We start from the raw sequence: 26,047 nt of genomic DNA, 5'->3' as shown, positions 1-26,047 counted from the left end.
CGCGGGGTCAGGCGTCGGCCAGGTGCTCCGCCATGCGATCGAAGAAGGACGACCACCCTTCCCCGGAACGCTCGTACTGCTTGGCCGACAGGCGGCCACGCTGCTGGAAGAGCATCTCGGTGCGGCCGTCGCCGAGGTCGGTGAGGACGACGGTCACCAGCTCGTACTGGTCCTCGCCGGGCCGGTCGGAGAGGGTGAAGACGAGCCGCTTGGGCGCGACCACCTCGCGGTATTCGCCCTTCCATTGGATCTCGCGGCGGCCGGGGCCGGCGAACATCGTCGCCCGCCACGCGCCCCCCTCCCTGACCTCCATCGAGACCGTGGACACGGGCACCTCGGCCTCGCTGCCGCCGAACCAGTCCGCGAAGCGCTCGGGCTCGGTCCACTCCCTCCACACGCGCTCGCGCGGCGCGTCGAAGACGCGGGTGATCGTGATCCCCTGCTCGGCCGCGGCGCCGGGAGTCGGTGGCTCAGCCATTCGCGGGCCCCTTCTCGGTCGCCTGCAGGCGCGCCTCGAGGCGGTCGAAGCTGCCTTCCCAGAACCGACGGTACTCCTCGAGCCAGTCGACGGCGTCCTTGAGCGGCGCAGCCTGCAGCCGCGAGGGCCGAAGCTGCGCCGTGCGACCCCGCGTGATCAGCCCGGCGCGCTCGAGCACCTTGAGGTGCTTGGAGACTGCCTGCACGCTGATCGGGAACGGCTCGGCCAGCTCGTTCACCGTGGCCTCACCCTCCGCAAGACGCCCGAGGATCGCGCGGCGCGTGGGGTCGGCGAGGGCCGCGAACGTTCTCGTCAGCTGGTCGACTGCCATCTCTTATCCAACCACACTGTTTAGCAACCATCTGGTTGGGTTATGATACCGGGCATGCGGATGGACCGGCAAGCACCAACGCGAAGGAGGAGCAAATGGGAAGGATCGTCGTAACCGAGTTCGTCTCACTGGACGGCGTCATGGAGGACCCGGGCGGATCGGAGGACTTCGAGCACGGAGGTTGGGTCTTCGAGACCAACCGCGGAGAGGAGGGCGACAAGTTCAAGCTCGACGAGGCCCTCGAGAGCGAGGCGCTGCTGCTGGGGCGGGTGACCTACGAGGGCTTTGCCGAGTCCTGGCCATCCAGGGACGGCGAATTCGCCGACAAGTTCAACAGCATGCCCAAGTACGTCGTCTCCTCGACCCTCCGGGAGCCCGAGTGGAACAACTCGACGCTGCTCAAGGGCGACGTGGTGGAGGAGGTCTCGAAGCTGAGGCAGGGGGCGGATGGCGACATCGTGGTCCACGGCAGCGCCCAGCTCGTGCAGACGCTGGTCGAGCACGACCTCGTCGACGAGTTGCGCCTGATGGTCTTCCCGGTCGTCCTCGGGACCGGCAAGCGCCTCCTCGGCGACACGAGCGGCAAGAAGCGCCTGCGGCTCGCGGACTCCAAGACGGTCGGTGACGGCATCGCCATCCTCATCTACAAGCCGGCGGGCGAGGAAGCGAAAGCGTCGGACTCCAACTGACCCGCGGCCGGCGCCGCCTGAGCGACGACGCCGGGAAGCCAAGCCCTAACCGCCGCGGCCACAGCCTCGAGGTCCTTCCTCAGGCGGTGGCCGCACCGCAGCGGCCAGCGCGCCCTCGTCGAGCCCGCGCCGGCTCTGTGGTGCGCGATGAGCGCCGCTGGCCGCTCGAACAAGGCGGGTCACGCCCCTGGATGACCGTACCGGTTGCCTTCGGTGGCGAGCTCCCGAGCCAGCGCCACCCAGGCCTGAGCGTGGGCGGCTTTCACTTCCGATCGCCGCAGGTGCTTCTCGATGTCGACGTTGGAGCGTCCTTCTGGCGGGTTGATCTCCTCATACAGGCACTCCGACGCGACGAGCGCTGCATGGGCGTGCCGCATTGCCCCACTCCAGGTCTGGTCATCGAACTGCGTCACGCGGTGTTCCTCTCTCGGGTTGGGCGGACTCGCCTGGCGCTCGACGTCTCCAGCACCGCCGAACGGCGGCGGCGCCCGGGTGGAGGCCTCCTGGGCCCGTTCCCTCTTCCGGCTCAGATGGGCCAGCAGCGAAGCCGGCAGCCGGGTTGCTCCCGGCGGGATCCCAGTCGCCATGCCGTGGAGCTGCGGGGTCGCAGCGGGGAGGACTGGCATGGCTCTCCTCCCCGAGCGACCCCTTGTTGCTGTCAGCTGGCGGGCGTGGTGCCTGCGCTGGCCTCAGCCATCTGACCGGGACGCACCTGGATGCGCTTGGGCTTGGCCTCCTCGGCCTTGGGCACCACGATCTGCAGCACGCCGTCCTCGACCGTGGCCTCGACCGCGTCGGCCTGCACGTGGGCGGGCAGGGTGATCGACCGGCGGAAGGCGCCGTAGCAGCGCTCGACCCGGTGGAACTGCTGCTCGGAGGAGTCGTGGGCGAAGTGGCGCTCGCCCTGGATGGTGAGCAGGCCGTCCTCGAGGGTGATCTCGAGGTCGTCGAGCTTGACCCCGGGGAGCTCGACGGTCACCAGGTAGGCGTCCTTGCGCTCGGAGATGTCGAGCGCGGGCGCCCAGGCCGGAGCACTGCTGGCAGCGGCGGCCTGCCGCCGGCCGAGCGCCTGGGCAAACAGGCTGTTCATCTGGTGGTGCATCGGGTTCAGCTCGTCCTGCGCGTTGCGCAGGTCCTGGAACGGGTCCCATCGCGTCATGGTGGCCATCTGGTCTCCCTCGTTCATGGGGCCGTCTCGGCCCGGCGGCTCGGGGAGAATGCAGGTCCAGGTCCGTGAACGAGATTCACTTGCCGAGGTACTGTGTTCACAGTATTATAAACAGTGTTTACTGTCAAGGCTACCGTACCGGAGGAGATGCAGGTGGAGAAGCGACCGACCGCACCGCCCGGCGAGCGCACGACCGACTGGGCATCGCGCTCGCTGTGGTTCACCGCTCCCGACAGCGACCGCCACGCCCCCACGGCCGACAAGGACCGCCGCCCCCCGCTCACCCGCCAGCGCGTGGTCACCGAGGCACTCACCTTCATCGCCCAAGAGGGCGTCGAGGCACTCACCATGCGCACCCTCGCCGCGCGCCTGGGGGTGGTCCCCGGCGCGCTCTACCGCCACGTCCGCAACAAAGAGCAGCTCCACGACCTGGTCCTGGACGGCGTCCTGGCCGAGGTCGACAGTGACGTCGACCCCGCCATGGCCTGGACCGAGCAGCTCAAGACCCTCGCCCAGCGGCTGCGGGCGGTCCTCGACGACCACCCCGGCGTCGCCGCGCTGCTGAAGACCCGCGACCCGCTCGGGCCCCACTCCCTGGCCCTGGCCGAGGCGTTCCTGGCCCCCCTGCACACCGCCGGGTTCCCCAACCGCGACGCCGGCCTCGCCTTCTTCCTCGTCGTCGACTACACCATCGGCTTCGCGGTCAGCAGCACCCGCACCTCCGTCAACGAGCAGCGCGTCCAGGACGCAGCGACCAGAACCCAGCTCCACGAGTTCTTCCGCACCCTGCCCCCCGACCGCTTCCCCGCCCTGGTCGCCCTCGGCGAGCACGTCTGGCTCGACAACCGCGACGAGCGCTTCACCGCCGGCCTCGACGTCCTCGTCGACGGACTCGAGCGCGCGCGCCACGCGGCGGGCCGCCGGGCACTCGGAGGGCGCCCGACCACGACCACCCCACGACCACCAGCCGCCCAGCACGATGCGCCCCACGAAACCCAGCACGTCGTCAGCCAACGCAGTTGAGACGCACGCCCACCCCACACGCCGGCTCCTACCAGTCGCGGCGAAGCGTTCCGCTCAGCGCGCTCGACCGTCCAAGGCCCGCCACCGGCGCAGCCAGCGGGTCAGATCCGAGGGGGTGATGATCCCCACCACCTCGCCATCTTCGACCACCAGCACCCGCCCGGCCTCGCCGTCCTCGAGCTTGCCCAGCACGCCGTCCATCCGGGCGTCCGGCGCCACCACGACCTGGTCGCCGAGCGGGACCATGAGCTCGCGCACCCGACGGGTGGGCCACTGCTCCCTCGGCACCCGCCGCACCCCCCGCAGGGTCAGCAGGCCGATGGTGCGCCCCTGCTCGTCGACCGGGAACGCGCCGTGGTCATAGCGCATGAAGTAGTCGTCCACGGCGTCCTGCAGCGACAGCTCCGGCGGGACCCGCAGCAGGTCGCCGGCCATCACGTCCTGGGCCTCCACGCCGCGGAGCAGGTCCCGCAGCTGCAGCTCCTGGTAGGAGGCCCGGGCGGCCTGGACCAGGAACCACCCGATGAAGGCGAACCAGATGCCGCCGGCGAGGTTCCCGGCCAGCAGGGAGGCCACCCCTGCGGCGACCAGCAGCCAGCCCACGGCCTGGCCGGCCAGGGAGGCGACCCGGGTGGCGCGGCGGAGGCTGCCGGTGGCCTGCCAGACCACCGAGCGCAGCAGCCGCCCGCCGTCCAGCGGGAACCCCGGGACCAGGTTGAACCCGGCCAGCAGCAGGTTCACCCACGCCAGGTAGCCGAACGTCCCGGCCAGCGGTCTGGGCAGGGCGCCACCGCCGACGCCGGCAACAAGCCCGAACAGCCCGGCGAGGACCGCGCTGGTGAGCGGCCCCACCACCGCGATCAGGAACTCGTCGCCGGGGCCGCGGGACTCCACCCTGGCCCGTGTCGCCCCGCCGAACAGGAACAGGGTGATGTCCTGGACCCGGATCCCCCGGGCCTGGGAGACCAGCGCGTGGGCCAGCTCGTGGACCAGGACCGAGCCGAAGAACAGCACCGCCGCCAGGATGGCAAGCCCGACCGCTCCCCCGGTTGAGAGGCTCTCGTACACGATGGAGGCCCGCAGGTACATGCTGTAGGTGATGAGCAGGGCGATCACCACCCAGGAGCTGTCGATGCGAACCTCGACGCCGGCGATCCTGCCCACGCGCCAGGATGTTCCGAACATCGCCGTCAGCTCCCCTCACCCGGTCAGCTCCCACGCAGCGCCGACACCTCGGATTCTGCCTCCAGACGTCAAGTCCCGGCTCCTCTCCAGGACGTGGCTGGGCTGTCTGATGAACGCCGCCAAGACCAGCGCTATAAGGACCACGGGCGCACGATAAGGTGGTGCGGCTATGGGCCTGGCATTCGAGGATCGGTGGATCTGGGACTTCTGGCTGCTCCGCGACGGCGCCGACCATCACCTGTTCTACCTGCAGGCCTCCACCAACATCGGCCACCCGGACGAGCGCCACTGGAACGCCTCGATAGGCCACGCCGTCTCGCGTGATCTCATGCAGTGGGAGACCCTCCCCGATGCGTTGTCGCCCGGGCCTTGCGGAACCTGGGATGATGCAAGCACCTGGACCGGCAGCGTCATCGCCCAGGACGGTCGCTGGTTCCTGCTGTACACAGGCACAAGCAGCGCCGACGGCAGGCTGGTGCAGCGGATCGGGCTGGCCGAGTCGGACAACCTGGTTCGCTGGCGCAGACACGAGCACCCGGTCCTCGAGGCCGATCCAACTTGGTACGAGACCCTCGACTGCCGGGCTTGGCACGACCAGGCGTGGCGGGACCCTTGGGTCTTCATGCATCCTGACGACGGGCATTTCCACGTCCTGGTCACGGCCCGGGCCCGCGCCGGGGAACCGACGGGGCGCGGTGTCGTGGGCCACGCCCGCTCCCAGGATCTGCGCACCTGGGAGGTCCTGTCACCGGTGACTGACCCGATGGGCTTCGGCCAGATGGAGGTGCCGCAGCTGGTGCACCTGGACGGACGCTGGTACCTGCTGTTCTGCAGCGACATCGAGACCCAGGGTGCCCGATGGCGCGACACGGGCCCCGGCACGGGCACCTTCTACCTCGTCGGCGAAGCGCCGACCGGACCGTTCCGCATGATCGGCGACGGTGCCCTCGCGGCAGACCGGAACGGCTCGACCTACGCCGGCAAGTTGCACGAGACGACCGACGGGACGGTGGTGTTTCTGGCCTGGCACCGCAGACGGCCCGGCGGCGACTTCCACGGCGCGCTGACCGACCCGAGGCCCGTCGAGGTCCTTCCCGACGGCGCTCTCCGAATCCGCTGAACCTCCCGGACAGCCCATGGCGACCACCCGCTGGACGAGAGGACACCTGACCGCCATCGTCGACGACCCGTCCACGTACACGCCGGTGATCGGTGATGCTGCCCCCGCCCGGATACTCCCCGACACCGATTTCTGGGACCTGTGGCCGATCCGTGAGCCGGACGGTACGGTCGCGGCACCATGCGGCGCCCAGATCTGGGCCGGCCTGTCCGCCCCGGCGGTGGGCCACCCGGGCAGCCGCCACGCTGTGGCCCGGATCCGTCTGGTTATGCTCGACCGGGATGGATGGGCAGATCTTGGGCCCCTGCTCCCCCAGGGCGCTTGCCCGGGGAGCCGCGAATGGGCGGGCTGCCTGGTGCTGCAACCCGGGACGGGGACGCTCTGGGCGTACTACACGGCCGCCGGCGAGCGCGGGGAGCCAACACCGACGTTCCGCCAACGGATCATGGGTGCCACCGCTGTCCTGCGCTGCGTCTCCGGGCGCCCGGAGATCACCGGCTGGAGCATGCACCGGGAGCTCGTGGTGGCGGACGGCATCCGCTATCTACCCGCCGTCCAGGCCATCGGCGAACCAGGCTTCATCAAGGCCTTTCGGGATCCCTTCTACTTCAGCGACCCGGCCACGCAGCAGGCCTACCTGCTCATCACGGCGTCCCTGCAGGACTCGACGACGGACTTCAACGGATGCATCGGGATCGCCCGAGCGCGCGCGGCCGACACCAGCGAGTGGGAGCTGCTGGACCCTCTGATCACGGCGGACGCGGTCAACAACGAGCTCGAGCGACCCCACGTCGTGTTTCGCGACGGCCGGTACTACCTGTTCTTCTCGACCCAGCAGCGCACCTTCCACCCCGACGTCTCCGCTCCCACCGGGCTGTACGGCTTCGTCGGCCGGACCGTGCTCGGACCGTACGAACCGCTCAACGGCTCGGGCCTGGTGCTTCGGAATCCGCCTGAGGAGCCGTTCCAGGCGTATTCCTGGCTCGTCCTGAACGACCTCCGCACGGTCGCCTTCGTCGATGCTTATGCCCTTCATGGTCACCACCCCGACGACCTGGAGGCTGAGGGGGAAGCAAGCGTTCGCCGCCACTTCGGCGGGACCATGACACCAGTGATGCACCTGGGTGTGGACGGCGACCGTGCCTGGATCGCCGAGGTCGACACGAGCCTGAGTAACTCGTGACCGACTCCACTACCCCACCCGGCCGAGCCCGGAAGGTGCGCCCACCGTGGGCTGCTCGTGCGGCGACCCGATCAGGACAACCGCGCGACCACCCCGAAGGCGTCAGCGGCCGGGCCGGCACCGCGAGCGCGACGGTGCCAGACTCAGCGACTGCATCTAGACAGCTCCCATGGATTTGAGGTTGTGCGCTATCTCATCGGGCTCGATCACATCCGATTCGCCTTCGCCGGCGACAACTCCGACCGGGGCGCTACGGACCGGGTGCTGCCCCGGGGAGGGAGGTGCCGGTCCCGTCCGGCAGCAGCATGACATGCTCAGCGCAACGTCACGGAATGTGGCCTGAGCCAGTCCAAGTCGGTGGCACGGCGTTCCATGACCATCGTGCGCGGGGAGCTGCGCGCCCGCGTGCAGGCGCACGTCCAGGAGCTGTTCCTGCGCTGGCTGCATCCCGGCGGCGGCAGGAAGCTCGGCCACACAATTGCGGCGATCATGGCAACGAGGGCACTGCCCTTGATTGACGCGACCGTCGCGCGACATCACCAACAGCGATGACTTATTCTCCATCGCCGTGTGTCCTAGCTGTGCATCGACAGAGATCACCCGGTGAGGAGCGTACCGTGAGACGAATTGTCGTTCTCGTCGCATCGGCCTTGGTGCTGGCCGCCTGCGGCGGCGGTAATGAGAAGACCGAGCCCGCAGCTACTGCCTCCACGACGACTGCCGCTGCCGCCACCACAACCACCGCTGTCAACGTTGCTGCCGACAGGCCCAGGCAGCGACGCTCCTTCTCAGGTCGTCCGACCTCCCCGGGTGGAAGGCCACGCCGGACCAAAAGGACCCTGCCGACAAGGCGTTCGATGACCAGCTCGCGGCTTGCGTGGGCAGGCCCAGCCCGTCCACCTACACCACGGCAAGCGCCGACAGCCCGGACTTCAGCATGGGCAACGCCGAAGTGAGCTCGCAGGCCCAACTCGTCAGGACCGTCGAGGACTTCAACGCCGACGTCGCCGCCGTCAGGGGTCCCAAGTACGCGCCGTGTGTCAGAAGTGGCCTGACCAAGTTCCTTCCACGGCAGCTCCCAGCAGGAGCATCGCTGCAATCCGTCGCCGTTGTGCGCCTTCCGGTCGCCCGCTACGGCGAGTTCTCGACAGGGTTCCGGGCGACCATCAAGCTTTTGCTCCAGGGCCAGCCCGCGAGTGTCTACCAGGACGCCGTCTTGCTCGGAAAGGGACGCGTCGAGCTGACGGCAAGCTTCTCGAATTTGGGACGGCCCTTTGACCCCGCCCTTGAGCAGGCGCTCGTGGCCAAGCTCAGCGCCAGGTTGGAAGCAGCCTGACCGGACCTGACCACCCAGCCGAAGTGAGCTTCCCCGCTTGTCGGACGGTCGGTTATCTGGCGCCGGCAGGTGCAGCCATGTGCCAGAAGCCTTGCCGGTGTACGCCTCCTCGTGCTCGTCGGGGCTTTGTCAGCCAAGCTCGCGGGCGATGGCGTCTCGCCGCCTGCCCAGCGTACGGAGGCATTCGGCGAGCGCGTGGCGAATTTGGCCGGTTGGGTAGTCGCCAGACTCGGCGAGGTCCAGTGCCGTTGCGAACGCGTCGGCGCGGCCTCAGTGTCGCCGCGACGGCCGAGCAAGGTGCCCTTCATGATGTGCACCCCTGCCAGCTCGCTGTCCTCGACGTCCGGGCCGGCGTCGTGCAGCGCCTTGTTCATCTGCCTGATCGCATGATTGATCTGGCCCCGGTCGCGGCACCAGGCGGCCCAGAGCAACCTTGCCTCCATCCGCTGCGCTGAGTCGCCATACAGCAGGCCCAGCGCCGCGACCGCGGGCACGGCGGCTTCCTCGAGGCCGGCGCGCCGCGCCAGCCGCTTCAGCAGCAGGCTCACCTTCTCGTCGCGCAGCCGCGGCGCGGCCTGGAAGAAGGGCTTTCTCGACAAACTTCTACAACACCGACGTGCTCGGCGGCACCCTGGTCAGCGACCAGGCGTTCCAGGCCAGCTGGAACATCGCGGCCACGGCGTCGGCCACGGCGGCGGTGGCGTGCATCCCGACGTGGGAGACCGACTTCCGCGACGACCTGCCCAAGCTCGACGTGCCGGTGCTGGTCGTGCAGGGCGACGCCGACCGGATCCTGCCCTTCCCCAATACCGGCAAGCGCCTGCCGGGCCTGGCCAACGACATCGAGCTGGTCGTCGTCGACGGCGGTCCGCACGCCATCGCCTGGACCCACACCGACCAGGTCAACCAGGCCCTCCTCGGCTTCCTCCACTAGCAGCCCGCCCGGGGAAGACGACAGGGCGGTAACCCGGAGCCTGCTCGGCACCTGTGGCGGGCACGTCACATCCCAGGAAAGGAACCCACGATGTCGGTCAACCTCGCCGCGCGCCCTGCCAGGCCGCGCGTCGTCATGGCGGCGGTCCTGGCCGTCGCCGGGCTGCTCACCGCCGCCGCGGGCCAGGTCGGCTCCCCCACGCCACGACAGCACCCACCACCCACGCCAGCGCGACACCGCAGGCCAGCTCGCCCAAGCCCACGATCGTGCTCGTGCACGGCGCGTGGGCCGACTCCGGCAGCTGGGACGGCGTCATCGGGCGCCTCAGGGTGCCGGCTACACCGTCTACGCCCCGCCCAACCCGCTGCGGGGCCTGCCCCACGACACCGCCACCATCGCCGCCTTCCTGCACACCATCAGCGGCCCCGTCGTCCTGGTCGGCCACTCCTACGGCGGGGCGGTCATCACCAACGCCGCCGCCGGCGACAGCCACATGAAGGCGCTGGTCTACGTCGACGCCTATGTGCCGGCGCAGGGCGAGAACCTGGTCAAGCTCACCGGCGCCGGGTCGTGCTTCGCCGTGGCAGACCTGGCCACCGTCTTCGACTTCGTGCCCTTCCCCGGCGCCCCCGCTGGCGTCGCCGACGCCTACATCAAGCAGCGCGTGTTCCCCGGATGCTTCGCCAACGGCCTGCCGGCCCGCGACGGCGCGGTGCTGGCCGCCACCCAGCGGCCGCTGGCGACCAGCGCGCTGTTCGACCAGTCCGGGGTCCCGGCCTGGAAGACGATCCCGTCCTGGGACGTGATCGGGACCGCCGACCACATCATCCCCGCGGCCGAGCGCGGCGCCGTCTCGGCCCATTTCTGCTCGGCCTCGTGGTCGGCGTGGTGTGGTGGCTGCTCAGCAAAGCGCGCGCTTTGGGGTGGACCCGGCCCGCCGCACCTGAGGCTCAGCTCCCTGTGGCCGTCGTGCTTGCGCACCTCGCGGGCACTGTGGTCGAGCACGCGCCGGCGCCGTGTCGAGGGGCAGGGCGCGGCCCTTGACGTCCCACCCGAGCGTCGCGTGTCGGATGGCCGAGCGACCCTACTCAGCGGCCTTGCCCGCCGCGATCAGCCCGGGCCCGGGACGCGCCGTGGTGTTGAAGTAGGTCAGCGCCTCGCCGCAGCGATCGCACAGGAGGTGGTCGTCGGGTCGCCCGCCGCAGCCGGCGTGCTCGACCACGCGCGGGACGCCGGCGGGCTCGGGGTAGTGAGCGTCGCCCCAGCGCAGCAGATGCAGGACGACCGGCCAGAGCTCGTGGCCCTTGGCGGTCGCGCGGTACTCGTAGCGCGTGGGGCGCTGCTGGTAGGGGACGCGCTCCAGCACCCCCTCGTCGACGAGGCGCTGCAGCCGAGCGGCCAGGACGCTGCGTGGTATCCCCAGCTCGTTGAGCAGGTCGTCGAAGCGGTGCACGCCGAGGAACACGCTGCGCAGGATCAGCAGCGACCAGCGCTCGCCGACCACCTCGAGCGAGCGGGCGATCGAGCACGTCTGGGTTTCGTAGTCGCGCTTCAGCATCGGGCGTCGGCCGATCGGGAACTTGTTAGTCGCTTCATCGAACTTATGATACCGTACCTCAGTCAGTTCGATCAAGCGACTCACTAATGATCCGAGGAACCCATGTCCGTCACCTCTCCTGGCCTGCCGAGACAGCACACCGAGCGGACGCTGGCCCGCACCAGGCCGGCGCAGGCCGGCGCGACCGCACGCGCCGGCGCCGCCGGTCACGTGGCCCGGGCCGTGAGCAACGGGTCGCTGGCGAGGGCGCCCGGCCGGCCTGCGCGAGTCGACATCCGCCGGCCCGAAGACGACAAGCTCATCGCCCGCGGCCAGGTTCGCCTGCAGAACATCGAGGCCACGACATGAGCACCGGCACTCCACAGCTTCACGACAGATGGGGAACGCCACGGAGCAGGACCGTCACCTGGTACGACCCGGCGATCCCCGCCGCCGCGGGCGCCGAGCTACCCGGCCGCCAGTTCCTGCGGGCGATCGTCGAGGGTCGGTTGCCGCCACCACCGATCGCAAACCTCGTTGGCGCTCGACTCGTCTCCGTCGGCGACGGTGAGGCGCTGTTCCGCTGCACGCCCGACGAATCCACCTACAACCCGATCGGCATGGTCCACGGCGGACTGCTGTGCACGCTGCTCGACACAGCGGCGGGTTGCGCCATACACACGCTCCTGCCCGCAGGGGTCGGATTCTCCTCGATCGAGATCAAGGTCAGCTTCCTCAAGGTCCTACGGGCTGACGTGGGCGAGATCGAAGTCCACGGGCAGGCGCTCCGTGTCGGCCGGCGAGTCGCCTTCGCCGAGGCGCACGCCCGCGACGGCAACAGCGAGCTCGTCGGCCACGCCACCACGTCGATCGCCCTGCTCCGGCGATGAGCGCGACAACCATCCCGCCGCCGACGACGTCGACGTCCAGCAGGGTGGTCCCCCGCCCTCTCGGCCGCGGGCAACGACCAAGTCCAGACGAAGCCGAGACGACCACCACCGGGGGATCGCGCAACGCCCCGATCGGCCCGAGCGCGGGGGCGCGATCGTCGCCATCGACCATGAGACCCGTGACCCCGACGCTCCTCCGCCTCTCCGTCAGCCGCCGGCCAGGCAGGCCCCGACACTCGTCCGTAGCGAGGGCAGCTGGGAGCTGTGGCTCGACGCTGGCGACCGCGGGGTCGCTGACCGCTGCGTCCTGCACCCCGGGAACCTGCTCTACGAGGCGAGGGCCGCGCGGGCGCGGGCGGCCTTGACCGCCGCCGAGAGTGTCTCGATGTCGTAGGCGCCGAAGTGGCGGCGGCCGTTGATGAAGAAGGTGGGGGTGCCGGAGACGCCGCTCATGTCGGCGCTGTCGACGTCCTGTGCGATCCGCGCGGCGCCGGTGTGCTTGCGCAGATCTTTGGTGAACCGCTCGACGTCGAGCCCGAGCCGCTCCGCGTAGCCGATGAGGTCGGTTGGGCGCAGCGCGTCCTGGTGGTCGAGCAGCAGGTCGTGCATCTCCCAGAACGCATCGTGCGCAGCGGCAGCCTCGGCCGCCTCTGCCGCGAGCTGCGCGCGCGGGTGGACGTCGTTGAGCGGCAGGTGCCGCCAGACGTAGCGGACGTCCCCGACCTCCGCGAGCAGCTCGCGGACGACCGGCTCAGCCTGTCCGCAGTAGGGACATTCGAAGTCGCCGTACTCCACGAGCGTCACGGGCGCATCCGCTGGCCCGCGCCAGTGGTCGCGCTCCAGATCGACCGGGTCAGCGAGGTCCACGATGTCCTCCGCGGTCCCGAGCAGCGCGCGGATGCGCAGGCGTTTCGGCAGCAGCGCCGCGGCACGTGCTACGACCCAGGTCAACAGCGCCGCGCAAAGCGCAGCCGTCAGGATGCCGAGCTTTGCCTCCTCCAGTTGCGGCCCGCGGAAGGCAAGCGACGCGATCAGCAGCGAGACCGTGAAGCCGATCCCGGCGATGGCGCCGCCGCCGGCGACCGCGGCCCACCCGACCGGTGGCCGCAGCCGGCCGCGGCTCAACCTCGTCACGAGCCAGGAGGTACCGAGGACACCGACGGGCTTGCCAACGACATAGCCGAACACGATCCCGCGCGTGATGGGAGAACCGTAGGCTCGGGTAAGGAACGCTCCGTTGATCGCGATACCGGCGTTGGCGAGCGCGAACAGCGGCACGACCAGGTAGCTCGTCCACGGGTGGTAGAGCTGCTGGAGCCGCTCGTTCGGTGAGACCGCCGACTCGAGCCCGACGCGGGCCGACCGTGCGAGCTCCGACGTCGGCTGCTCCCGGAAGCGCCGGAAGAGGTCCGTGGCGCGCTCCAGGTCCACGCGCGCGGACGGGGTCGCCCAGGTCAGCAGGCCCATCGCGAGGCCGATGACCACCGGGTCGATGCCCGACTCCAGCAGGGCGACCCAGGCGGCCGCCGCGAGCGTCGCGTACACCGGCCCGTAGCGGACGCCCAGCCTGATCGCGACGGGGACCACGGCGAACAGCGCCAAGGCGACGACCAACGCCCCGAACGCGAGCTCGCTCGTATAGACCGTCGCGATCACCACGAGCGCGATGACATCGTCCACGACGACCACGGTGAGCATGAACGCGCGCAGCCGCTCAGGGAAACGCGACCCCACCAGCGCAAGCACCCCGAGCGCGAAGGCGGTGTCGGTCGACATCGCCACACCCCAGCCGTGCGCCGACGGGCGGCCGGCGTTCACCGCCAGGTAGACCGCGACAGCCGCTACCATCCCGCCGATGCCGGCGAGCAGCGGCAACGCAACCCTGCGCCGCTCGCGAAGCTCTCCAACGTCGAACTCCCGGCGCGCCTCCAGGCCGACCACAAAGAAGAACAACGCCATCAGGCCGCTGTTCACCCAGCTGCGGAGATCCTGCGACACGCCCCAGCCGCCGATCCGGATCTCCAGCTTGGTCCGCCAGACGCGCTCGTAGGAGGACGCATCGACGTTGACCCAGACCAGCGCCGCCAGCGTGGCGGCGAGCAAGACGGTGGCGCTCCCCGCCTCGGTGCGGAGAAACCTCCGCAGCGGCGTCTCGAGAGTGCGTGTCCACGCCGTCCGCCCGGACAACCGCGATGCTTGCGGCCCGACCATACCCGCAGTCTATCCAAAGGCGTCGGCGTATTGAGCTTCGCCCCGGTTTCTCGGAGGCTTCCAAAGCTGGTCCACTGGGACCACGAGCAAGGAGGACATCAGTCTTCCTCGGCATCACAACCCCATGAACCAGACATTCCCGCACTTTGCCGACCCTGACGGGTACGGGTGGCCGCCGCAGGGCCGGCGTTGAGAGTCATGGAAAGGTTCTCATGACTTCGCTGGCCTCACAGTCTGCGGAGTCACGCGAGTGGGCAAGTGACGCTACGATCCAATCGTGCCCGGCCGCCCCGGCGGGATGGCGGCCAACCGAACGATGCGCGGGTATACGAGAGCCGCGCCGCTCAGCGGGGCTGGCTACTGGGTCGCCAGCGCGAGGCGCTCCCGCAGTCGGCGTGCCACGGCACGGTCGCCGGTGACCTGCAGCGCCGACGCTGGCCCTCGCCCCCACAGCCACAGCAGCACGTCGGAGGGCTCCCCGGTCACCCGCGCCTCGGCGTCGCCGGTGGCATCGCCGACCGAAACCCGGTCGGGGGCCATCCCGACCTGCCAGGCCTTGTCGCCGGCCGCCACCACGATCGTGCCGGTCGATGCCGGCTGGACGTCGTCGCTCCAGTCGCCGGCGAGCATCATCACCAGCACCTCCTCGACCCCGTCGACGGCCAGTTCGGCGTCGACCGGTGTCACCGCACCGAACGCGCTCTGCACGTCGGCCCGGTGCACGGCCGTCTCCTGGGCCATGCGCCGCACCCAGAAACCGGCCGTCTGGTCCGGCGGCCACCACGTCCAAGACGGGGCGCCCGGGTCGGTGCCCCCCAGCACCTCCAGGAGCCGGCCGTGCGCGTCCGCGAACCATGCCAGCGGGTCGCGGCCGGCCGGCCAGGACGGCGGCCAGGGATCCGGGCGCTCCCCCCGCAGCCGGATGCATGCGATCTTGTGCTCGTAGACGGTCGCGGTGTGCTCCACCGCGTCACCCACCGTCCACCCCGGGCACGGCGGCACCGCGGCCTGCAACCCCTGCGCCGCGGCCCGGCGCAGCAGCTGCCCGTCGGCGTCCAACAGATCCAGGTACCGCGAGCGATCCATGGGTGCAGTCTGGTCGTCGACGCCGCAGGTGTCGAGCCGCCCTGCTGCCGCGAAGTCATTCCCTCGTTGTGACCTCTGCGCTCGGCAATCGAGCCTCGGCTCGGAGCATCGCGGTCCGTCACGGATCGGCCGATAGGGCGATAGGGATCTCGTGCACACTCGCTGGTGCCCACCCGTTCACAAGGGATCGTCCTATGAGATGCGGAACCTATTATGAAAGCCGTGCATCACGAAAGTGCCCGTTCGCCCCGCGTGGCTCAATAACCGTGACTCAGCTTTCCCGCTTCAACTTGCGCCAGCCGCCGGCGCGGTTGTTGGCAATGATGTGCTTGAACATGGCGGTGAGGGCGGGCGCGTTGATCGTTTCGCCCTGGCGGACGGCCACGGTGCGGGCGGTCTTATTTTCGTGGCCGGCGGTGATGACTCCCTCGGGATCAGGCACGATGCCGCCGTCGTAGAGAAAGACGTTGACATGGTCCTTCGCCGCCAACAGGGCGCAGATGTTGCCCTGCAGGACGAAGTACGGACGGTTGGTGCGCTTGATGGTTTCGGTAACGTCCCGGTCGGCGGCGTGGACCAGATCGCGGACCTCGCGGCAGATGGCCTGCTGCCAATCGGGCAGGGCACCGATGTACGAGTCAACGCGCGGGTCGGCGGCGTAGGTCATGGTGGATCCACCATACCCCGTCAGGGACGGCCCGCGTGCGGGACGTTCACACGGCAGGTGAGGATGCGCGCCGACCGGACCTTGGCCGCCTCGTCCGGCATGAGCCTGAAGTCAAGGGGCACGCAGCGGAACAGCGTGTGCCCGTCGTCGCCGCCCAGGGCGCCGGCGATGACGTCGAGGTCGCCGGCGCTGCTCTGCGCTTCAACCCGTTGGGCGCCCGGAGCCGGGCGGCGGCTGCGAGGTGCAGCGGCTGGTCGGGCAGGCCGGGGAGACCTCCTGGTGCTCAGTCGCGGGTGTCGAGGACGAAGGCGACCTGGTCGACGAAGCACCAGCTCCAGTCCTCGCCGGGCTCAAGCGAGCGGACCACGGGGTGGTGGTCGTGGCGGGCGTGGCGGCTGGCGTGGCGGTTGGGGGAGGAGTCGCAGCAGCCGACCTTGCCGCAGGTCTCGCACATCCGCAGGTGGACCCACCAGCTGCCGGTCTCAAGGCACTCCTCGCAACCGGCGACCGGTCCAGGCGGCTCGGTGAGCTTGATCTGGTCCAGGTGGGTGCAGACAGCCATCGTCATCGCTCCTTGATCGCGGTGGCCAAGGCCGCGCCCAGGGTCGCCTGGTCGTAGCCGGCGAGGTGCAGCTGGCCGTTGATGAACAGGGTCGGGGTGCCGCGGGCGCCGCTGGCCAGGGCGCTGTCGACGTCGACCTGGACGCGCTGGGACACCGCCGGGCCGTCCAGGTCGACGCCCAGGCGTCGGCGGTCCAGCCCGAGCTGGTCGGCATAACCCCACAGGTCGGGATCGGCCAGGGCCTGCTGGTGGCCGAACAGCAGCTCGTGCATGGGCCAGAAGCGGCCCTGGAGCGCGGCCGCCTCGGCCAGGTGCGCGGCCGCGAGCGCGTGGGGATGGATCCCGGTGAGGGGGAGGTGGCGGAACACGAACCGCAGCTGGCCGCCGAGTTGCTGCTCCAGCCGCTGGACGGCGCGGAAGGCCATGCGGCTGTAGGGGCACTGGTAGTCGCCGTACTCGACCAGGGTGACCGCGGCCCGCGCACCGCCGCGCCAGTGGTCGCGGTCGGGGTCCACCGGCGGCGTGAGGTCCTCGACGATCGGGCGCATCGCATCACTTCCCGTCCCGCATCGGGTGAATTCAGGCCAAAGCTAGGGAGCGGGCTAGTCCACGAACGGCCCGTTGAACACCGGGACTTCCCCGTAGGGCCGCCCCGTCATGAGCAGGAACCGCGTGCCGGGGGCGGCGTCGGTGACCGTGAACCCCTCTCCGGGACCCAGCAGGACGAGTTGGGGAGGCCTGGCCGGGCGCAGGTTGGCCCCGAAGGCGGCCTCGCCGTCGAGCACGTAGGCGAAGCCCTGGAACCCGGGCGGCACGGAGGTCGTGACCTGCCCGCCTGTGGGCAGCTCGACGTCGAGGATCAGCGCGGGCGTCCCCAGACGCACCGGAGAGCCCTCGCCGACCAGCACCCTAACGATCGCGTCGCCCTCGTGCCGCACCGGGATCTGCTCCGGCTGGACCACCTGCGCGCTCGGCTCGAGCTGCTTGTCCTTGCGGGCCAGGTTGACCCAGAACAGCACGCCGCGGAACTCGGTGTCGGCTTGGCCCCCCTCGAGCTCATCTGCCCCCAGCGCTTCGGCGTGCCATGCCCCTCGCCCCGTCCTGAGCGCCAGGAGCGCGCCCTCGGAGAGTCGCGCCCGTTCCATGGCGCCGCCCGGGCCGGTGCTGTGGCCCGTGCTGACCGACCCCTCGAGGATGTACCACAGGTTGTCGAACCCTCGGTGCGGATGCTTGGTGTCGACGTTCGCGACATCCGACAGTCGGACGCGACCTTCGTGGACAAGGATGAACGGGTCGACCTGGTCGTAGGGGGCACCGCGGGAAGGCAGCGCCTCCAGGATCGGGATCCCCATGACCCGGATCCGCGCCGCGTCCTCCACAAGGATCGCGTCTCGCGCCGTTTCCTCAACTTGCTGTTGCATCGTCCCCGTCTCCTCTTCCGGTTGCCGAGCAACCTCTGTCACTGTGACACAAGGCGGAGGCAGCCCTCCGTATTCCCGGTACACTGCCGTCATGGCGACCGCAGACCGCCCCAGCGACCCCCCACGACCCGCCAGGCCGCTGCGCCGCGACGCCCAGCGCAACCGCGACGCCATCCTCGCCGCCGCCAACACCCGCGTCCTGCAGGCCGGCCGCGCCGCCGGCGCCCCCGACGCCGTGTCCAGCCGTCCAGCTCCGCCGTGTCCGGCCGTTTGTGTCCGCAGTGTCCGGGCAGACAGCCCCGGTGGGCCGACGTCCCGGCCCTGCTCGACCTGCTGGCCGAGGACGCCCGGTTCACGACGCCGCCTCTGCCCGCGTGGTTCGAGGGTCCCGAGGACGTCGGCCGGTTCCTGGCTCAGCGGGTGTTCGCCACGCCGTGGCGGCTGGTGCCGATCGCGGCGAACGGGCAGCCGACGTTCGCGTGCACCAGTAGGACGGGGAGCGGTTCCGGCTGGGCGCGGTCAACGTGCTGAGCCTGCGGGACGGCCAGATCTCCTGGATCGCCGGTTTCGTCGACCCCCAGGTGCACCGCCACTTCCGTCTCCCTGGAATTTTCTCCGCCGGACCGATGAATCAGGCGTCGACGGTGTCTCTCACCCGATGACAGCTCGAACACCAACCTTGAGAGGTGCACCATGCGCAAGCTCATCGTCTGCAACATCATGTCGCTTGACGGCTACTTCGAGGGCCCAGGCGGGAACGTCATGGCCCTGCCGATGGACGGGTTCTTCGACGAGCACAACCTCGAGCGGCTACGGGCCGCTGACACGCTGCTGCTCGGCGCCACGACGTACACAGGGCTAAAAGGGTACTGGCCGGCGGTGGCCGCCAACCCCGAGGTGTCCCCGGCGGTGGCCGCCAACCCCGACGTGGCCGACATCCACCGAGAGACCGGCCTGCGCAACAACGAGATCCAAAAGGTCGTGGTGTCCGACTCACTCACCGCGGACGACACCGCGCCGTGGACCGAAACCACGACCATCGTGCGAAGGGCGGACGCGCGACAGGCGGTTGCCGAGCTAAAGGACCAGCCGGGCAAGGACATCCTGATGTTCGGGAGCCGGACACTCTGGAACGACCTGCTGGTCGCCGGGCTCGTCGACGAGCTGCACCTGATGGTCGGCGCCACCGTGCTCGGCGGGGGTACGCCGACCTTCGGCGGCGGGCCGGTCCCGCCGCTGCGGCTGGTGAACACCCGGCGCCGGGATGGCTCGGACAACCTGCTGCTGCGCTACGAGGTGGTCAGCCGCGACGAATGACTCGTGCCGGCCAGGATCGAGTTCATGGCGCTGCGGGTGTGGCCGAACGTACAGATCGTCGCGACTGCATCGAGCCCACGGTCGCGGTCATCTGCCAGACCCATGACGAGATGGAGCGCCGCTACGCGCGGTGGAGTCCGGTCAAGCGATGGAGGACGACGGCCTAGGAGCCTGCTGGTTAGGCGCGATTCGATCGATTGGCTCTACCGCGAGTTTTGGCCCTCGCCTCCCTACCACGTGAACCGATAACCGGCGTTGCCGGAAGTACCCACCTTGAGCTGGGCAGAACGTCGGTGGCAGATGAGGTTGATCGCGCATGGATCTGCTGGCCGCCGGAATGATCTCCTCGGTGCTGACCTGACCGAGGCGGCCGGCATGAGCAAGCCTCGCGTCAGGGTGGGCAGTCAGGGGAGCCCCACCAGGATGCTGGGCGCTCCCACCAGACGCCCAGCCCGACGCGACCTGCATGACCGGCGGTGATGGTGACAAGCAGGTGAGCGGTATGGCAGCAGGGGTTGGAACCCAGCAGGCGGCCGGGAGACGCCCCCCTTTGTGGGCGGCGGCGGCCGCTGTGGCGCTGGTCGTCGCGATGCCGGTAGCGACGTGGTGGCTGGTCGGCGATCAGACCGACCCAGACTTCAAGCGGCGCCTGCAGGCAGACGGGGACCCAGCCATCCGAGCGGGCCTGGACCCGGACTACATGTTCCGGCCCTTCGACATCGCGCCCGCAACGGAACGGGCGGTCGGGGTCGTCGCCGTCGTGCTGGTGGTGGCCGCGGTCATCGTGCTGACCCTTGCCTCGCTGACCGGCCGCTTGCACGTGGGCTGGTGGGGGGTGCTGGGGGTGCTGAGCCTGGTAGGGGCGGGGTGCGGCTCTGGGTGGCGGGTCATGACCGCCGCCGTCAGCGGCGCCAACATCGGCGGCGGGATCGTGCTCATGCTCGGCGGCCCGATCGGTCTCGGCCTGGTCGGGGTGGCGCTGTGGGGGGCACGGTGGCGCATCGCGCCGCGCCAAGCTCCAACCACAGGCGGCGGATCGTCCTCCGCGACCGAAGGCCGGTCACCAAGCGAATGAGCCGCGGCAGGCCCTGGACACGCTCTGGCATTGCGTCAGGTCCGGAAGGGTCCGCGCTGGGTGGCTGTGACCAGGCAGACTGCCGTGCATGAGCCCCAGGTCCACCCAGCCGATGACCAGCTGGACGCGGCGAGGTGGTGTCGTCACCTGGTCCCCCAGGGGTCGGTGTACGCCTTGCTTGCCGACCACCGTCACCAGCTGTTCCCGCCGGAGCTGTTCGCCGATCGTGCCCGCCAGGGTGGCGGGCACCCCTCGGTGCCCGCCGAGGTGGTCGCCACGGTGCTGGTGCTGCAGGCCCTGGAAGGCCTGTCGGACCGCGAGGCCATCGGCGCGTTGCGGCGCGATCTCGCCTGGAAGGTCGCCTGCGGGTTGCGGCTGGACGACGAGGGGTTGCATCCCACGGTGCTGGTGTCCTGGCGCAACCGCCTGCGGGCCTGGCCCAGGCCACGGCGGATCTTTGACGCAGTCGGCCAAGTGGTGGAGGCGACCGGTGTGCTGCGAGGGCGACGCCGACGGCTGCTGGACGCCACCATCCTGGCCGATGCGGTCGCGACCCAGGACACCGTGACCCAGCTGGTCGCGGTGATCCGCCGGGTCCGCCGCCTGGTGCCACAGGCACGCGGGGTCGAGCTGGTCGCCCCTGACGATGCCCGCCCAGGCAAGCCCGACTGTGCCTGGGATGATCCGCAGGCCACCCAGGCGCTGCTGTCGGGGCTGGTCAACGACGCGCTGGCCACACTCGACGCGGTCGCCGACCTGGAGCACGACCCCGAGCAGGCCGAGGCGGTCGCGCTGCTGGCGCTGGTGGCAGGCCAAGACGTCGAGCCAGGCGAGCGGCCAGGGACCTGGCGGATCGCCCGGCGGGTCGCCCCCGATCGGGTGCTCTCCACCGTCGACCCCCAAGCCCGCCATCCCCGCAAGACCAGCGCCCACAAGCGCGACGGCTCCAAGGCCCACCTTGCCGCCGAGCCTGCCTCTGGGCTGGTGACCGCGTGCGCGCTGACCGCCGCCACCGCCCTGACGGGCCCACCGGGGTCGAGCTGCTCGCCGAGAGAAGCCCGGCTTGGAGGTGCTGGGCGACACCGGCTACGGGTCCGGGCAGACCCGCGCGACCCTTCGGGCTGCCGGCCATATCCAGTACTGCACCCCACCCAAAGCACCCGAGCGAAAGGAAGCGCGCCCATGAACGCCATACGCAGAACCGTCGTCTGCACAGCGCCTGTGAGGGCTACCCGGAGGAGTGCTCGACGGCACCGCGGCGCCAGCTGATGCTTCCCCGCCAAGTCACGCGTTGCGACCGCACCCCGCTCACCTGTTGGTCACGAGGTACGCCAGCTCACCGCCGTACCCGCGATGGTTCATGCGTGAGCTGCCGCCGCAACGCCCGAAACGGCCCGCGCGACGGGCCGTTTCGGGCGTTGGACGCGTGGAGGTTTACGCGCTGACAGCCTTCACCTTGGGTGGGACAGCGGGTTCGGCGCGGTGCCGGTGGAGCGTGCGGACGGCCAGGACGGCCCTGCAGACACCCCAGGCCGCTGCGACGATCCCGCTACCGACCAGCACCACGGCGAAGTCGGGGATCGTGAGCAGCAGGACCGACAGGGACCCCCCCAGGAACAACGGCAGGCCGACCAGGCACACCAGCGCCCAGGCAAGGCCCACCACCAGCGGCACGACGATCCGTCCCGTCACCCTGACCAGGCCGCGGGGGCGGCGCGCCGGCTGGGCGCGCCAGCGCCGCAGCAGCACGATCGAGCGGGCGATCCCGAGCACCTGCAGCACCCCCGCCCCCAGCAGGACGAGGAACAGGACCTGGTTGGCGTTGGTGACGGGTGGGGTGGTGAGCTGGCGGCCGACCAGCAGGCCCAGCACCCCGCGGGCGATCGCGGTCTCGCGGTCCGGCGACAGCGCGTTGTGGCCGTTGGTCAGCAGCACCACGCCCCAGTGGTCCTGTGGGGCGAGCATGATGTCGGCGTGGAAGTTGGGGGCGTTGCCTGGATGCCACAGCATCGATACGCCGTTGGCCTGTTCGACGTACCAGCCCATGGCGTAGGCGACGTCGCGGTCGGCGCCGCTGAGCTTGACGGCGGGCCGGTGCAGCTGGGCGACCCCGGCCGGCGACAGCACCCGCGCGGTCTGGTAGCGGCCGGCGTTGAGGTGGGCGAGCAGGTAGTGGCTCATCGCCTCGGCGCTGGCGCTGATGTAGCCGGCGGGCACCCCGGCGCGGTTGTAGGGCTGCTGGAAGGCGACCGGATGGCCGAACCAGTAGCGGTGCCCGGTGGCCAGGCCATGCCGGCGGGCGTCCACCGGTGACAGGTAGGAGTTGGTCATGCCCAGCGGCGCGAGCACGTGCTGGCCTATGTAGTCCTCGTAGGACTGCCCGGCGACGGTCTGGATGATCAGCCCGAGGGTGACGTAGTTCATGTTGCTGTACCCAAAGCCCTGGCCGGGCGGGTGGGTGGGCTGCACCGTGGCGAGTGCGCGCACAGCGTTGTCCAAGGCGGCGTCGCTGCTGTCGGCCTTGGTGAGGGAGTCGGACGGGTCGGCCAGCCCGCTGGTCTGGGTCAGCAGGTGCCGGACGGTGATGCGCGCGGAGGCGGCGGGGTCGGCCAGCCGGAACCAGGGCAGGTAGCGCTGCACCGGGGCGTCCAGGTCGACCTTGCCGGCCTCGACCAGCTGCATGACCGCCAGGGCGGTGAACGACTTGGTCGTGGAGGCGAGCAGGAAGGGGGTCTGGGGGGTGACCGGCCGCCCGGACGGGTCGGCGTGGCCGAAGCCGCGCAAGTGCACGACCTGGTCGCCGTGCACGATGCCAAGCGCCAGGCCGGGCAGACGCGTGGCGCGCCGCTGTGCCTGGACGTAGCGGTCGATGGCGGCAAGATCTGGTGTGCTTGTGCCCGGTGTGCTGGCCGCGGCTGCCGTCGGCGGGCGCATCCCGCCAAACGCGAGCAACGCCAGCATGGCAGCCAGCGCCACCACGGTGGCCCGTTGCGCTGCGCCAGCCGGCAACGATCGGATCCAGGTACTGGTCCTTGGGATGCTGGCGTTCATGGAGGTCTCCTTTGCCGTGGCCAACTCGTCGATGGCGTCGGTGGTCGCGATCGGGCTCGTGGGTGAGGATTGACGATGGTCTGGTCCTGCTGCCGCACCGCTCGACCGACTCAGCCTCAGCAGGGCGCTGCGCGACGGTGCGAGTGCGCTCCCTTTGTGGCCTGCTGGCCGAGCGGGCTAGCCACGCTCGACGATACGGACCGGGGCCGGGTTCGTCGTCGGCCGGCGGGTGACAGTTTGTGTCGGCCGGCGGGCTGAAGTTCGCGTCGCCCCAGGGAGTAGGGCCTCGCCCCCCGGGGAGTAGACAAGCCCGCCTTCACCCTGGGATGACGGATCTAGGCGAGCGCGTCGGCGGGCCGAGCCCGACTACCAGAGCCCGTCTCCTGGACAGTCATCGCCAGCCGATAGCGTGGGTGCCTTCGCCTTCGTGAACGACCATGTCGGCGAGGGCGGGGCGCAGTTCGTCAACTGGGCGCTCGCCGAAGGACCCTTCGGCCTGGACCCCGAGGAGGGTTTCTGACGCCGCCCTGATTCATCCCACCAGGCAGGATGTGCCCTCTCGGCGCGCTGGCAGGCTCTGGTCCGGGAGCGGGGAGACCCTGGCCGTCGCCCAGGGCTCCCGAGCACCCGGGGACTGGCAGCAAGATGCGGCGCGTCCCTTGAGCAACACCCTTGTAAGAATCCTGCTGGGGGTGCCGGTGCGCTGCAGCCCGATCCGCCGCACGCCAAGGCCGGCCAGGGCGCGGTCGTTGGCGGCGACCCCGAAGCCGCGGTCGGCGACCACGGTGGCGGGTGGCCGGCCCCGGATGGCGGCGACGCGGCGCACCGCCGGGAGCAGTTGGAGGGCGTCGGGCGGGTTGCCCCTGGCCAGCAGGTGGTCGGCGACAAACCCGCGCTGCGGGACTGCGGCCGCTAGGGCTTGAGTGTGCGCGCCGACCACCAGAGCATGCCGGGGTTGACTCGTTCGGGGTAGATGGCGAGCATCTGGTCGTACAGCGCTCGCGCGGTCTCCGTCGTCTCCACGATCCGGTCGAAGTCGCGGACGTACTGGCGGGTCTCCTCGATGATCTCGGGGCCGTCGTGGCGGCCGGCGCGCTGATGCCCGGCGATCACGGCCCGAGGGCCCAGGGACTGGATGGTGTCGAGGGCGGCGAGCCACGCGCGCCGGCCCTGCGGGCTGGACTCACGAAGGTACTGGTGGACGTCGTTGTAGACGGCGTCGCCGGCGACCACCAGGCCGATCTCCGGGACGTGCAGGCAGGTCGTCTCGTCGGTGTCGGTGTGCCCGAGCTCAACCGCGACCAGGTCGTGGCCCTCCAGGTCGATGGTGTGATCCGGCAGCGGATCGGCGAGGACGAGGTCGTCTGGGATCTTGCCGGGCAAGAGCCCGTTCCAGAAGGCGAGAAGGTCCGGCGTGGAGCCTTGCCGCATCGCCTCGATCACCGCGGGCACGGCGAGCGCTCGTGCCTGGGGGAAGCGGTCCAGGATCATGCGCAGGCCGAACCAGTGATCGCCGTGGCCGTGGGTGATGTAGACCGCTGTCAGGTTCTTGCCGTGGGCGGCGACCCAGTCGGCGAGGTCGCGTGCCTGGCCGACGGTCAGGAGCGGGTCGACGAGGACGGCGTCCTCCTGGCCGGAGATGAGCGTCGCCGCTATCGGTTGCCACAGGAACTGCTGTGCGCCGGGAGGCGGGTCGTCGCTGGCGGTTGGCTCGAGTGCCGTCACGTACACATCCCAGGTGAGCGGGGCAGGTTGGGTTGTCATCGGAGCTCCTTTCATGTCAGCCCGGGAACTTCAGGCCCTCGCGGCCGAAATCGTCCGCGTGCTGGAGGAGGAAGGCGCGGAAGTCGGTCAGCCAGGTGTCCACACACGACCCATGGCCCCTCCTTCACTTTCGGCTCCAGCCGCGCCACCTGAAGTCGGCGTCCATCGCGATGTCATGTCCGGAGGCAGCGCTCGTATCCACCAGGGCACAGTGCGAGTGGCCAGCATCTGGTGGGCGGTGCGCAGCTGCTCGCGCGCGTCAGCGCGGCGGCGCTCGCGGCGCAGCCACTCGCAGTAGAGCAGATGGGTGCGGGCGACCTCCGCGCCGAGGCGGGTACGGCCCAGGCGCGCGACCGACTCGGGGTAGAGGCGCTCGGCGACGTCGCCCTCGCTCAGCAGGGCGCGGACGCGGGCTTGGATCCCCAGGGCCCACTTGCTGGGCACAACATGCGTGCGCTCGGACAGCCACTGGAGTGCAGCCCTGGTCGACGCATCCGGCGCACGGAAGTAGTCGAACAGGACACCCACCGGCACTCCCGACTCATCACAACCACGTCATTTGAGTAGGCACGGCAATGGACAATTGTGGGCAGCCAAGTCGTCTGCCGGGCGGGCGCGGACGGCCATCGTGAGGGTCGTCCCGTGCCGCGTCGCCAGCACGGGAGGATCGCTCTGTAATGGTCGTCGCCCAGGCTGACGATCACCGAGCGCCTCGCCGACGGGCGGAAGGCTTGACAGAATCGTGCTCCAGGATCTCCGTACCGGCGCCCAGATGGGGGCAGTGGACGGACGTTGGGTTCGGCGGGGTGGTCTGCTGGTGGTGCGGTCGCGGATTCCATCCGGGATGCCCAAGGAAGGCATACTGCCGCCGCTGGCCTTCCAGGGCCGATGGCGGCGCTATCAGGAGCTTACGCTGGAGGCGTTCGAACGTGATCGGCGGGCGGGCAGGCGCTCCACCCACGTGCTTGCCCCGCCGGGCTCCGGCAAGACCATGCTGGGGATGGAAATCGTCCGCCGCC

30 protein-coding genes and 1 pseudogene are annotated in these 26,047 nt (G+C 70.2%); 12 read left to right on the top strand and 19 right to left on the bottom strand.

The window, feature by feature from the left end:
* Positions 1-7: 7 nt before the first annotated feature.
* Positions 8-478, bottom strand: a complete 471-nt coding sequence (locus VG276_10310; GenBank protein ID HEV8649775.1) for an SRPBCC domain-containing protein — start codon at positions 476-478, stop codon at positions 8-10.
* Positions 471-809, bottom strand: coding sequence for a metalloregulator ArsR/SmtB family transcription factor (locus VG276_10305; GenBank protein ID HEV8649774.1), 339 nt, complete (start codon positions 807-809; stop codon positions 471-473). Before VG276_10305 ends, VG276_10310 begins: the two co-directional genes overlap by 8 nt.
* A gap of 95 nt (positions 810-904) precedes the next feature.
* On the opposite strand from VG276_10305, the gene VG276_10300 reads away from it, so the two are divergent.
* Entirely contained in the window at positions 905-1,498 is a 594-nt protein-coding gene (locus VG276_10300; GenBank protein HEV8649773.1) for a dihydrofolate reductase family protein, read from the top strand.
* 179 nt (positions 1,499-1,677) lie between these two features.
* Here VG276_10300 and VG276_10295 read toward each other — a convergent pair whose 3' ends face one another.
* Together VG276_10295 and VG276_10290 are read right to left on the bottom strand one after the other, a co-directional pair.
* A complete protein-coding gene (locus VG276_10295; protein HEV8649772.1) occupies positions 1,678-1,911 on the bottom strand; it encodes a hypothetical protein in 234 nt (77 codons plus the stop codon).
* A 245-nt stretch (positions 1,912-2,156) separates the two neighbouring features.
* Positions 2,157-2,666 carry an Hsp20/alpha crystallin family protein gene (locus tag VG276_10290; protein HEV8649771.1) on the bottom strand — a complete coding sequence of 170 codons (510 nt, stop codon included), beginning with the start codon at positions 2,664-2,666 and terminating at the stop codon, positions 2,157-2,159.
* A gap of 153 nt (positions 2,667-2,819) precedes the next feature.
* Between VG276_10290 and VG276_10285 the strand changes: the two genes are divergently transcribed.
* Positions 2,820-3,689, top strand: a complete 870-nt coding sequence (locus tag VG276_10285) for a TetR/AcrR family transcriptional regulator C-terminal domain-containing protein (GenBank protein HEV8649770.1) — start codon at positions 2,820-2,822, stop codon at positions 3,687-3,689.
* 54 nt (positions 3,690-3,743) lie between these two features.
* Here VG276_10285 and VG276_10280 read toward each other — a convergent pair whose 3' ends face one another.
* Complete coding sequence (locus VG276_10280) at positions 3,744-4,874, bottom strand: site-2 protease family protein (GenBank protein ID HEV8649769.1); 1,131 nt, start codon at positions 4,872-4,874, stop codon at positions 3,744-3,746.
* A gap of 169 nt (positions 4,875-5,043) precedes the next feature.
* Between VG276_10280 and VG276_10275 the strand changes: the two genes are divergently transcribed.
* From VG276_10275 to VG276_10265, 3 genes are all read left to right on the top strand, one after another.
* Positions 5,044-5,994, top strand: coding sequence for a glycosyl hydrolase family 32 (locus tag VG276_10275; GenBank protein HEV8649768.1), 951 nt, complete (start codon positions 5,044-5,046; stop codon positions 5,992-5,994).
* A 16-nt stretch (positions 5,995-6,010) separates the two neighbouring features.
* The gene (locus VG276_10270) at positions 6,011-7,177 is read left to right on the top strand and encodes a glycoside hydrolase family 68 protein (GenBank protein ID HEV8649767.1); all 1,167 of its coding nucleotides are present in this window, start codon (positions 6,011-6,013) and stop codon (positions 7,175-7,177) included.
* Between the two features lie 372 nt (positions 7,178-7,549).
* Positions 7,550-7,729, top strand: coding sequence for a hypothetical protein (locus VG276_10265; GenBank protein HEV8649766.1), 180 nt, complete (start codon positions 7,550-7,552; stop codon positions 7,727-7,729).
* A gap of 648 nt (positions 7,730-8,377) precedes the next feature.
* On the opposite strand, the gene VG276_10260 is transcribed toward VG276_10265, so the two are convergent.
* Positions 8,378-9,112: a hypothetical protein gene (locus tag VG276_10260; protein HEV8649765.1), complete on the bottom strand. Its 735-nt coding sequence runs from the start codon at positions 9,110-9,112 to the stop codon at positions 8,378-8,380.
* A 17-nt stretch (positions 9,113-9,129) separates the two neighbouring features.
* On the opposite strand from VG276_10260, the gene VG276_10255 reads away from it, so the two are divergent.
* Positions 9,130-9,447, top strand: coding sequence for an alpha/beta hydrolase (locus VG276_10255; protein ID HEV8649764.1), 318 nt, complete (start codon positions 9,130-9,132; stop codon positions 9,445-9,447).
* A 648-nt stretch (positions 9,448-10,095) separates the two neighbouring features.
* Here VG276_10255 and VG276_10250 read toward each other — a convergent pair.
* Both VG276_10250 and VG276_10245 read right to left on the bottom strand, forming a co-directional pair.
* Positions 10,096-10,452 carry a hypothetical protein gene (locus tag VG276_10250; protein ID HEV8649763.1) on the bottom strand — a complete coding sequence of 119 codons (357 nt, stop codon included), beginning with the start codon at positions 10,450-10,452 and terminating at the stop codon, positions 10,096-10,098.
* 79 nt (positions 10,453-10,531) lie between these two features.
* Entirely contained in the window at positions 10,532-11,005 is a 474-nt protein-coding gene (locus VG276_10245) for a helix-turn-helix domain-containing protein (protein ID HEV8649762.1), read from the bottom strand.
* Between the two features lie 102 nt (positions 11,006-11,107).
* Between VG276_10245 and VG276_10240 the strand changes: the two genes are divergently transcribed.
* Positions 11,108-11,353, top strand: a complete 246-nt coding sequence (locus VG276_10240) for a hypothetical protein (GenBank protein HEV8649761.1) — start codon at positions 11,108-11,110, stop codon at positions 11,351-11,353.
* Entirely contained in the window at positions 11,350-11,874 is a 525-nt protein-coding gene (locus VG276_10235; protein ID HEV8649760.1) for a PaaI family thioesterase, read from the top strand. Before VG276_10240 ends, VG276_10235 begins: the two co-directional genes overlap by 4 nt.
* Positions 11,875-12,201: 327 nt before the next feature.
* Here VG276_10235 and nhaA read toward each other — a convergent pair whose 3' ends face one another.
* The 7 genes from nhaA to VG276_10200 form a co-directional block, all read right to left on the bottom strand.
* The gene (gene nhaA, locus VG276_10230; GenBank protein ID HEV8649759.1) at positions 12,202-14,085 is read right to left on the bottom strand and encodes a Na+/H+ antiporter NhaA; all 1,884 of its coding nucleotides are present in this window, start codon (positions 14,083-14,085) and stop codon (positions 12,202-12,204) included.
* A gap of 357 nt (positions 14,086-14,442) precedes the next feature.
* A complete protein-coding gene (locus VG276_10225; GenBank protein HEV8649758.1) occupies positions 14,443-15,171 on the bottom strand; it encodes a maleylpyruvate isomerase family mycothiol-dependent enzyme in 729 nt (242 codons plus the stop codon).
* Between the two features lie 271 nt (positions 15,172-15,442).
* Positions 15,443-15,838 (bottom strand): DUF1801 domain-containing protein, encoded by a 396-nt coding sequence (locus tag VG276_10220; GenBank protein HEV8649757.1) that lies wholly within the window; start codon positions 15,836-15,838, stop codon positions 15,443-15,445.
* Positions 15,839-16,121: 283 nt separating this feature from the next.
* Positions 16,122-16,400: a UBP-type zinc finger domain-containing protein gene (locus tag VG276_10215; GenBank protein HEV8649756.1), complete on the bottom strand. Its 279-nt coding sequence runs from the start codon at positions 16,398-16,400 to the stop codon at positions 16,122-16,124.
* A 2-nt stretch (positions 16,401-16,402) separates the two neighbouring features.
* The gene (locus VG276_10210; protein HEV8649755.1) at positions 16,403-16,948 is read right to left on the bottom strand and encodes a DsbA family protein; all 546 of its coding nucleotides are present in this window, start codon (positions 16,946-16,948) and stop codon (positions 16,403-16,405) included.
* 54 nt (positions 16,949-17,002) lie between these two features.
* A complete protein-coding gene (locus VG276_10205; GenBank protein HEV8649754.1) occupies positions 17,003-17,821 on the bottom strand; it encodes a pirin-like C-terminal cupin domain-containing protein in 819 nt (272 codons plus the stop codon).
* 413 nt (positions 17,822-18,234) lie between these two features.
* The gene (locus tag VG276_10200; protein HEV8649753.1) at positions 18,235-18,414 is read right to left on the bottom strand and encodes a hypothetical protein; all 180 of its coding nucleotides are present in this window, start codon (positions 18,412-18,414) and stop codon (positions 18,235-18,237) included.
* A 100-nt stretch (positions 18,415-18,514) separates the two neighbouring features.
* Here VG276_10200 and VG276_10195 point away from each other — a divergent pair, with 100 nt between their 5' ends.
* The 3 genes from VG276_10195 (at position 18,515) to VG276_10185 (ending at position 21,482) form a co-directional block, all read left to right on the top strand.
* Positions 18,515-19,138, top strand: a complete 624-nt coding sequence (locus VG276_10195; GenBank protein ID HEV8649752.1) for a dihydrofolate reductase family protein — start codon at positions 18,515-18,517, stop codon at positions 19,136-19,138.
* A gap of 502 nt (positions 19,139-19,640) precedes the next feature.
* Positions 19,641-20,213, top strand: coding sequence for a hypothetical protein (locus VG276_10190; protein ID HEV8649751.1), 573 nt, complete (start codon positions 19,641-19,643; stop codon positions 20,211-20,213).
* Positions 20,214-20,297: 84 nt separating this feature from the next.
* On the top strand, positions 20,298-21,482 hold the full coding sequence (locus tag VG276_10185; GenBank protein HEV8649750.1) for a transposase: 1,185 nt from the start codon (positions 20,298-20,300) through the stop codon (positions 21,480-21,482).
* A 165-nt stretch (positions 21,483-21,647) separates the two neighbouring features.
* Here VG276_10185 and VG276_10180 read toward each other — a convergent pair whose 3' ends face one another.
* Positions 21,648-23,174, bottom strand: coding sequence for a serine hydrolase domain-containing protein (locus VG276_10180; GenBank protein HEV8649749.1), 1,527 nt, complete (start codon positions 23,172-23,174; stop codon positions 21,648-21,650).
* Between VG276_10180 and VG276_10175 the strand changes: the two genes are divergently transcribed.
* Complete coding sequence (locus VG276_10175) at positions 23,173-23,337, top strand: hypothetical protein (GenBank protein HEV8649748.1); 165 nt, start codon at positions 23,173-23,175, stop codon at positions 23,335-23,337. The genes VG276_10180 and VG276_10175 overlap by 2 nt on opposite strands.
* 615 nt (positions 23,338-23,952) lie before the next feature.
* Here VG276_10175 and VG276_10170 read toward each other — a convergent pair.
* From VG276_10170 to VG276_10160, 3 genes and pseudogenes are all read right to left on the bottom strand, one after another.
* A pseudogene (locus VG276_10170) lies at positions 23,953-24,252 on the bottom strand (ISNCY family transposase).
* On the bottom strand, positions 24,177-25,028 hold the full coding sequence (locus VG276_10165) for an MBL fold metallo-hydrolase (protein ID HEV8649747.1): 852 nt from the start codon (positions 25,026-25,028) through the stop codon (positions 24,177-24,179). The pseudogene VG276_10170 and the gene VG276_10165 overlap by 76 nt, the downstream one beginning before the upstream one ends.
* 87 nt (positions 25,029-25,115) lie before the next feature.
* Positions 25,116-25,556 carry a hypothetical protein gene (locus VG276_10160; protein HEV8649746.1) on the bottom strand — a complete coding sequence of 147 codons (441 nt, stop codon included), beginning with the start codon at positions 25,554-25,556 and terminating at the stop codon, positions 25,116-25,118.
* Positions 25,557-26,047 lie beyond the last annotated feature (491 nt).

The organism is Actinomycetes bacterium (genome assembly GCA_036000965.1).
Lineage (GTDB): Bacteria > Actinomycetota > CALGFH01 > CALGFH01 > CALGFH01 > DASYUT01.
This window is presented reverse-complemented; position numbering and strand designations above follow the sequence as displayed.